2 pseudogenes are annotated in these 603 nt (G+C 43.4%); both read right to left on the reverse strand.

What is annotated here, in order from left to right:
- Positions 1–269: pseudogene (locus BG32_RS07655) on the reverse strand (hypothetical protein); the annotation flags it as partial.
- A gap of 82 nt (positions 270–351) precedes the next feature.
- A pseudogene (locus BG32_RS07660) lies at positions 352–603 on the reverse strand (hypothetical protein); the annotation flags it as partial.

Below are 603 nucleotides of genomic sequence, written 5' to 3' on the forward strand. Positions count from 1 at the left end.
TGAAACAGAGTGTCGACAAGATCAGAGAGTTTCTCTGAACTCGAGGAGATCAATTCATCCTCTACACTTCTGTAAATGAAAGCGTACTTGGTCTCAAAGAACTTCTTGAAGAAACTTGCGACCAGTGGAGTCTTCAAAGAAATCAATGCAGCGTTTGAGGTCTCAGCTAGCGGTTTCCAGTTCTTACCCTCAAGACTCTCATTGGCTTTTTCGATAACATCTTCGGCCGATAAAAATGAAATGAATTCCCGTTGACGAGAATCAGACAAAACATATCCCTCACTTAAAGTGACTTCCAAGAAGATTATACTACACTTGATGAAACCGATTGGAGAATCGCAAAAGGAAAGGCTAACGCTCAATTTCCCGATCGATCAGCTCGGCAAGATCCATTAATCTATCGACTACTAATGCCTTATTCTGGCATGCTCGCAAGAACCTCTCGTCGAATCTCATCGATGAGAGGTTCTTACCGACCTTCTCGAGTCTGGAAATCGCGAGAAGGAGGTATGCTCCATCGATGAGCTTCCTTATCAGGCGCGGCAGTCTCTCTTCTCTTTTATCCGAAGCAGCACTTTCAATATCGGAGAACAGAAAGTTTAT

Origin of the sequence: Mesotoga sp. HF07.pep.5.2.highcov, from assembly GCF_003666285.1 — a bacterium.
Lineage (GTDB): Bacteria > Thermotogota > Thermotogae > Petrotogales > Kosmotogaceae > Mesotoga > Mesotoga prima.